6 protein-coding genes are annotated in these 7,447 nt (G+C 60.3%); 3 read left to right on the top strand and 3 right to left on the bottom strand.

The features are described from left to right. Positions 1–188, top strand: a 188-nt coding sequence (locus BM063_RS15070; protein WP_143085391.1) for an IS3 family transposase, incomplete at its 5' end; no start/stop codon positions are given. Between the two features lie 81 nt (positions 189–269). Here the strand turns inward: BM063_RS15070 and proS are convergent. Further along, positions 270–1,727 (bottom strand): proline--tRNA ligase, encoded by a 1,458-nt coding sequence (gene proS, locus BM063_RS15065; RefSeq protein WP_092040876.1) that lies wholly within the window; start codon positions 1,725–1,727, stop codon positions 270–272. Between the two features lie 454 nt (positions 1,728–2,181). Between proS and aceB the strand changes: the two genes are divergently transcribed. Together aceB and aceA are read left to right on the top strand one after the other, a co-directional pair. Further along, entirely contained in the window at positions 2,182–3,786 is a 1,605-nt protein-coding gene (gene aceB, locus BM063_RS15060; RefSeq protein ID WP_092040873.1) for a malate synthase A, read from the top strand. A gap of 250 nt (positions 3,787–4,036) precedes the next feature. Then, positions 4,037–5,320 carry an isocitrate lyase gene (gene aceA, locus BM063_RS15055; RefSeq protein ID WP_092040870.1) on the top strand — a complete coding sequence of 428 codons (1,284 nt, stop codon included), beginning with the start codon at positions 4,037–4,039 and terminating at the stop codon, positions 5,318–5,320. A gap of 109 nt (positions 5,321–5,429) precedes the next feature. Here aceA and BM063_RS15050 read toward each other — a convergent pair whose 3' ends face one another. Together BM063_RS15050 and BM063_RS15045 are read right to left on the bottom strand one after the other, a co-directional pair. Further along, on the bottom strand, positions 5,430–6,896 hold the full coding sequence (locus BM063_RS15050; RefSeq protein WP_092040867.1) for a nicotinate phosphoribosyltransferase: 1,467 nt from the start codon (positions 6,894–6,896) through the stop codon (positions 5,430–5,432). A 77-nt stretch (positions 6,897–6,973) separates the two neighbouring features. Beyond that, on the bottom strand, positions 6,974–7,390 hold the full coding sequence (locus tag BM063_RS15045; protein WP_143085390.1) for a M67 family metallopeptidase: 417 nt from the start codon (positions 7,388–7,390) through the stop codon (positions 6,974–6,976). Positions 7,391–7,447: the final 57 nt, after the last annotated feature.

Raw genomic sequence — 7,447 nt, 5'->3', positions numbered from 1 at the left:
ACAATGCCCCAATCGAGAGCTTCTTCTCCCACTTAAAGACAGAAGCTCTCCAACACCATCATATCCAAGATACTGAGCAGGCTCAAATCCTAATTCAAAGGTATATTCGTTTTTACAACGAGGAGCGGCTTCAACTGAAATTAAACAAGCTGACGCCTGTAGAATACAGGCGTCAGCACGCCGCATAAGCCGGGTGTTTTTACGTGTCTACATTTTTGGGGCTTGACCACTTCGGCCCGGGTGTGTTTTTTGTGGCGGCCGCCCCCGGATCAATAGGCCCGGGCGAACCAGACCGTGTGCCGGGCGTCGTCGCCGCAGACCAGGCAGCGCTTTTTGACGGCGGGCGGATCGAAGGGAATGTTGCGGGAAGTGTATTTGGTCTCTTCCTTCACCTTCGCTTCGCAGGCGTCGCTTCCGCACCATCCCGCCAGCATCCATCCCGCCGGTTCGCCCCGTTCGGCGGCGGAGGCTATGTGTTTTTGAAGGTCGTCCAGGGTTTCCAGATCCAGATGGGAGTGGCGGTCGCGGAAGTCGAGGGCCATCCGGAACAGGTTTTTCTGGATCTCCGTATCCAGCAGGGATTGGACGGTTTCCAGGACCTTGTCCAGGGGGACCGCCAGCTTTTCGCCGGTGTCCCGGCGGGCCAGAACGCACTGGTTGTTTTCGACGTCCCGCGGCCCGAGCTCGATCCGCAGCGGCACGCCCCGCATCTCCCACTCGTTGAACTTCCAACCCGGGCTTTCATCCCGGAGATCGGCCTTGACCCGGATGCCCGCCTGTTTCAGCGTTTCGAAGATCCGGTCAAAGGGCCCCATCACATCCTGCCGCTTTTTGGGCGGTCCGACGGGAATCATGATCACCTGCACCGGAGCCATCCGCGGCGGCAGCACGAGCCCCTGATCATCCCCGTGCACCATGATCAGGGCGCCGATCAGGCGGGTGGATACCCCCCAGGAGGTGGTGTGCACGTATTTCCGCTGGTTATCCCGGTCCAGGAATTGAATGTCGAAGGCCTTGGCGAAGTTTTGGCCGAGGTAGTGGGAGGTTCCCGCCTGCAGCGCTTTGCCGTCCTTCATCATCGCTTCGATCGAGTAGGTTTGAACGGCCCCGGCAAACCGTTCCGAAGGGGTTTTTTCCCCGCTCCAGACGGGAATGGCCAGTTCGCTTTCCACGAAGTCCCGGTAGATTTCCAGCATCTGCATCGTTTCCTTCCGCGCTTCCTCCTCGGTGGCGTGGGCGGTGTGCCCCTCCTGCCAGAGGAATTCCGAGGTGCGCAGGAAGGGAAAGGTCCGCTTTTCCCAGCGGAAAACGTTGGCCCACTGGTTGATCAGCACCGGCAGATCCCGATAGCTCTGGATCCATTGGCTGTACATGTGCCCGATGATCGTCTCGGAGGTGGGGCGGAGGGCCAGCCGCTCCTCCAGCTGTTCACCGCCGGCCTCGGTCACCCAGGGCAGTTCGGGGTTGAAGCCTTCCACGTGGTCCTTTTCCTTCTGGAAAAAGCTCTCCGGCACCAGCATCGGGAAATAGGCGTTGCGGTGCCCCGTTTCCTTGAAGCGCTTGTCGAGGCCGGCCTGGATACGCTCCCAGAGTTCGTAGCCGTCCGGCTTGAACACGATGCAACCGCGAACCGGGGAGTAATCCATCAGGTCGGCCTTTCGGATGGTGTCGATGTACCACCGGGAAAAATCCACGGATTGCGGGGTTACACCCTTTTCGTCATGCATGGCGATACGCTCCTTTCCCTTGAAAATGAAAAACTCCGCCCCCGATAGGGACGGAGAGACGCTCCGCGGTACCACCCTGCTTGACCGCCGCTGTGTCGGCGGCCCGCTTTGACCCGTTAACGGCGGGGACCCGGCACGGCTCATCACCGGCTGCTCCAGGGTGGGTGCAAGGGGTTCCGCGTACCGGCATCGCACCGGCCGCCGGCTCTCTGGGACGCGGAGGTCCCCCTGTCGGCCCCTTCATCGCATTTCGTCCATTCGTAAACTAAACTTTATCAGGTTGCAGACCGGATGTCAATTGGGCGGTTTTTTTCGAAAAAAGGGGTTTGATGGGGGAGAGGAATGAAAAACTGTACAAGAGACAGTTGCAAGACCACCTCTGTTGTAATACAATAACGGTGAACGGGTGAATTGTATTACTACAGAAACGACCCAGCGGGAAGGGGGACAGCACATGACCACCACCCTCTCTTGTCCGGAAGGGGTAGAAGTGAAAGGACGGGTGACGCCGGAAGTTGCGGAGATCCTGACTCCGGAGGCGCTGGATTTTGTCGCCCGGCTGGAACGGAAATTCGGTGAAAGGAGAAAGGAGCTCCTCGCCCGGCGCGCGCAGCGTCAGGAGCGTTTCGACGCCGGGGAGTTGCCCGACTTTTTGCCGGAGACCCGATCGATTCGCGAGGGATCCTGGACGATCGCTCCCTTGCCGGAGGATCTGCAGGACCGACGGGTGGAGATCACCGGTCCGGCGGGCGACCGGAAAATGGTGATCAACGCCCTCAATTCGGGAGCCAAATGCTTTATGGCCGACTTTGAGGACGCCCTCTCCCCCACCTGGGAGAATGTGATCCAAGGGCAGATCAACCTGAGGGACGCCATCCGCCGGCGGATCGATTATGTCAGCCCCGAGGGGAAGAAGTACGCCCTCAAGGATGAGGTGGCCACGCTGATCGTTCGGCCCCGGGGCTGGCACCTGGAAGAGAAGCACCTGTTTGTCGACGGGGATGCGGTGTCCGGCGGCCTTTTCGACTTCGGACTGTATTTCTTCCACAACGCCAAGGAATTGATCAATCGGGGGACGGGCCCCTATTTCTACCTTCCGAAGATGGAGAGCCACCTGGAGGCCCGGCTGTGGAACGATGTGTTCAACTTTGCACAGGATGAACTGGGGATTCCCCGGGGCACCATCAAGGCGACCGTTCTGATTGAAACGATCACGGCCGCCTTCGAGATGGATGAGATTCTCTACGAGCTGAGGGAACACTCCGCGGGATTGAACTGCGGCCGTTGGGACTACATTTTCAGCTATCTGAAGCGGTTCCGCAAACGGCCGGAGGTGATCCTTCCCGACCGCAACCGGGTGACGATGACTGTGCCCTTCATGCGGGCCTACACCCTGTTGACGATCAAAACCTGCCACCGGAGGGGAGCGCCGGCGATCGGAGGCATGGCCGCCCAGATCCCGGTGAAGGATGACCCGGAGAAGAACGAGGCGGCCATGGCCAAGGTGCGGGAAGACAAGCGGCGGGAAGCCTCCGACGGCCATGACGGAACCTGGGTGGCCCATCCGGGGCTGGTTCCCGTGGCCAAGGAGATCTTCGACGAGCTGATGCCCACGCCCAACCAGATTCACAAGAAGCGGGACGATGTGGAGGTGACGGCCAAGGATCTGGTGGCCGTTCCCGAGGGGCCCATCACGGAACAGGGAGTCCGAACCAATCTGCGGGTGGGGCTTCTGTACGTGGAGGCTTGGCTCCGGGGTTACGGAGCCGTCGCCATCGACAACCTGATGGAGGATGCGGCCACGGCCGAAATCTCCCGGGCCCAGCTGTGGCAGTGGATTCGCCATCCCGAGGGCAAATTGGAGGACGGCCGCAAGGTGACCTGGGAGATGGTGGAAGAGCTCATGCAGGAGGAGCTGGACCGGATCCGTGGGGAGATCGGCGAGGAGGCCTTTGAAAAGGGCAAGTTCAACGAGGCCCGGGAGCTGTTGACCCGCCTGATCACCCAGGATCAATTGGCCGAATTCCTCACCCTCCCGGGATACGCCTACCTGGATTAGCGCGAAGAAGAGGGGGCGGGCCGGACGCCTCGCCCCCCATCTGAAGATCAGGGCGAAGGGTTCGAAGGGACTGTTCCGGGACGGACGGATCCCTTCAATCCGGCGGCCCGGATCCTCGCATACCCACTCAGCCTTGTCTTGGTCACCCCTTTCCGATTTTTGATCCCCCGGAAAGGGGCGGGGATGGTATTATATCAAATATGTCAAATATTTACAATTTTATCAAATATATACCAAGGAGGAATTCCCCATGATCGATCCCAAGGAAGCAAAAGCCCTGCAGGAAAGCTGGGAGAAGGATGAACGGTGGAAAGGCATTGTCCGCCCCTACACCGCGGAGCAGGTCCTGAAACTGCGCGGTTCCGTCAAGATTGAATACACCCTGGCCAAGATGGGGGCCGAGCGGCTGTGGCACCTCTTAAAAACGGAACACCACGTGAAAGCCCTGGGGGCCCTCACCGGAAACCAGGCGGTCCAGCAGGTGAAGGCCGGTTTGAAGGCCATTTATCTGAGCGGATGGCAAGTGGCGGCGGACGCCAACCTGGCCGGTCAGATGTATCCGGATCAGAGCCTGTATCCCTCCAACAGCGTCCCCCATGTGGTGAAGCGGATCAACCAGGCGCTGCAGCGCGCCGATCAGATCGAACACGCCGAGGGTGGCGCCAAGCGCTACTGGTTTGCTCCGATCGTCGCCGATGCGGAGGCCGGTTTCGGAGGACCCCTCAATGTGTTTGAGCTGATGAAGGCGATGATCGAAGCGGGGGCCGCCGGCGTCCACTTTGAGGATCAACTCTCCTCGGAGAAGAAGTGCGGACATCTGGGAGGCAAGGTGCTCATCCCGACCCAGCAGGCGATTCGGAACCTGGTGGCCGCCCGCCTCGCCGCCGATGTGATGGGCGTGCCCACCATCCTCATCGCCCGGACCGACGCCAACGCCGCCAAACTGCTCACCAGCGATGTGGATCCGCGGGATCGGGAGTTCCTCACCGGGGAGCGGACGCCGGAAGGATTTTTCCGGGTGCGCGCGGGCCTGGATCAGGCCATCGCCCGGGGATTGGCCTATGCGCCTTACGCCGACCTCATCTGGTGCGAAACCTCGGAGCCCAATCTGGAGGAAGCCCGCCGCTTCGCCGAAGCGATTCACGCCAAGTATCCGGGCAAAATGCTGGCCTACAACTGTTCGCCCTCCTTCAACTGGAAGAAAAAGCTGGATGATGACACCATCGCCCGCTTCCAGCACGAGCTGGGCGAAATGGGTTACAAGTTCCAATTCGTCACCCTGGCCGGCTTCCATTCCCTGAACCACAGCATGTTCGAACTGGCCCGCCAGTACAAGGAGCGGGGCATGGCCGCCTACGCCGAACTGCAGGAGCGGGAGTTTGCCAGCGAAGTGCACGGGTATACGGCCACCCGCCATCAGCGGGAAGTGGGAACCGGATACTTCGACGAAGTGTCTATGGTGATTTCCGGAGGCACTTCCTCCACCACCGCCCTCACCGGGTCCACGGAGGAGGAACAATTCACCCAGGTCTGATTTCTCCCGGCACCCCATATGCCCGGTCGGCTCATCCAGGGAAATCGCGTGAAAATGAGCTGGGCACCCGCGATGTTCGCGGGTGCCCTTTCTTTTCCGGATTCAGGCGTCAGTTTCCGTTTTCCTCCCGGATCGACGCGTAGATCTTGTTCAGGAGATTTTGCTTCTCCTCCCACAGGTCCCGGGAGAGATCGACGGGGTACTCCTCCGGGTTGAGGATGCGCAGGTACTCCTCCCAGAACAGGGAGAGCTGTTCCCGGTGGTACTTTCGGATCTCCTCCAGGGAGGGGAGTTCGTACACCCGTTTTCCTTCCCGGAAGACGGGGACGAGGAGATTGATCGCCCGGAAATGGGTGACCTTTTTCTTCCGGAAGGTGTGGACCGGGTGGAACAGGACGAGGGGCTGACTTTCGTCGATAGAGGTGTCCACCCGGGTGATCAGATCCCCCCGCGCCTTGCCCGTTGTCCGGTCGACGATCCGGTAAACCGTCTTGCGGCCGGGGGTGGTCACCTTTTCCGGATTGGAGGAGATTTTCAAGGTCGGAAGCCACCGGCCCTGTTCGTAGCGGGCCACCATCTTGTAGACGGCGCCGAGGGCGGGTTGATCGTAGGCGGTGATCAGTTTGGTGCCGATTCCCCAGGAGTCGATCTTGGCCCCCTGCGCTTTCAGGTTGAGGATGGTCGTTTCGTCCAGGTCGCTGGAGGCGACGATCTGGGTGTCCGTCAGCCCCGCCTCGTCCAGCATCTTCCGGGCGCGCTTGGACAAATAGGCCAAATCGCCGCTGTCCAGCCGGATGCCGACCAGCCGCTTTCCTTCCCGTTTCAATTCCAAGCCCACCTGGATGGCGTGGGGCAGCCCGCTCTTCAGGGTGTCATAGGTGTCCACCAGCAGAATGGCCTGGTCCGGGAAGGAACGGACGAAGGCGCGGAAGGCTTCCAGTTCGCTGTCGAAATCCTGCACCCAGGAATGGGAATGGGTCCCCCGGGTGGGGATGCCGAACAGCTGACCGGCCCGGACGTTGCTGGTGGCATCGAAACCGGCGATATAGGTGGCCCGGGCCCCCCACACCGCCGCCTCCGTTTCCTGGGCCCGCCGGCTGCCGAATTCCATCAGGACGTCATCGGGGGCGACGTGGCGGATGCGGGCCGCCTTGGTCGCCACCAGCGACTGGTAACCGACGAAATTGAGCAGGGCGGTTTCCACCAGTTGCAGTTCCATGATGGATCCTTCCAGCCGGAGAAGGGGCTCGTTCGGAAAGACCAGCGTTCCCTCCGGGACGGCGTAGAGATCGCCGGTGAAGCGGAAGGAGCGGAGCATGTTCAAAAATTCCGGATCGTATTTTTCCGGCTGGCCGGCGAGGTACTCGATGTCCTCCTCGGTGAAGCGGAGATTTTCCAGGTATTGGACGGCCCGCTCCAGTCCGGCGAAGACGACGTAACCGTTTCCGAAGGGGAGCTGCCGGAAATACAGGTCGAAGGCGCGGCGCCTGCGGTGGGTTCCGTTTTTCCAATGGGCGTACATCATGTTGATCTGGTACTTGTCCGTGTGCAGGGAGGGCACAGGGGTCTGTTCCATCTGATCTTCAATCCTCCGATTTCCTGTTCTTGAAAACGCCTTTCCGGGGAAAAGGCGGTTTCGGGCGTTTTCTTTCTTCAGCGGTCGGCGATGATCTGGTACATCACCGGGACAACCTTTTCCTTTTCGATGTAGTAGGCCGAGAGGCGGCTTTGCTCCCCCTTGAGGGAGAGGATCCAGTAACTTTTTTCCGGATAATGCCAATTGGCCAGATCCCGGGCGGAGGGAACCGGCTCCGTGTTGGGGTGGGAGTGGACGATGCCGATCCAGTCCAGCCCCCTTTCCCGGATTTCCCGAATCGTGTTCAGATAGGTGCGCGGTTCGAATTGAAAGGAATGGGGACTCTGGTCCAGGTTCGGAATGGGAAAAAAGCGGGTGATCTCCTGGTTTTGCCCGGCCAAGATTCCGCACGCCTCGTTGGGAAGCTGTTTCATGCAGTATTGCCGGAGATGGTCGATCACCGCCGCCCGGATCGACAGCACCTGTCGGACCACTTTTGGAAACCTCCTCGACGGCAGGGGTGTCCCGGTGTGAATTTTCCCTTCCGGGTC

Origin of the sequence: Planifilum fulgidum (genome assembly GCF_900113175.1) — a bacterium.
Taxonomy (GTDB): domain Bacteria; phylum Bacillota; class Bacilli; order Thermoactinomycetales; family DSM-44946; genus Planifilum; species Planifilum fulgidum.
Note: the sequence above shows the minus strand (reverse complement) of the source record. Positions and strands in the feature narration are given on the sequence as shown.

What these genes read in the sequence shown, in the direction of transcription:
- proS (WP_092040876.1), bottom strand. Translation starts at nt 1,727, where the DNA reads ATGCATGACGAAAAGGGTGTAACCCCGCAATCCGTGGATTTTTCCCGG.
- aceB (WP_092040873.1), top strand. Translation starts at nt 2,182, where the DNA reads ATGACCACCACCCTCTCTTGTCCGGAAGGGGTAGAAGTGAAAGGACGG.
- aceA (WP_092040870.1), top strand. Translation starts at nt 4,037, where the DNA reads ATGATCGATCCCAAGGAAGCAAAAGCCCTGCAGGAAAGCTGGGAGAAG.
- BM063_RS15050 (WP_092040867.1), bottom strand. Translation starts at nt 6,896, where the DNA reads ATGGAACAGACCCCTGTGCCCTCCCTGCACACGGACAAGTACCAGATC.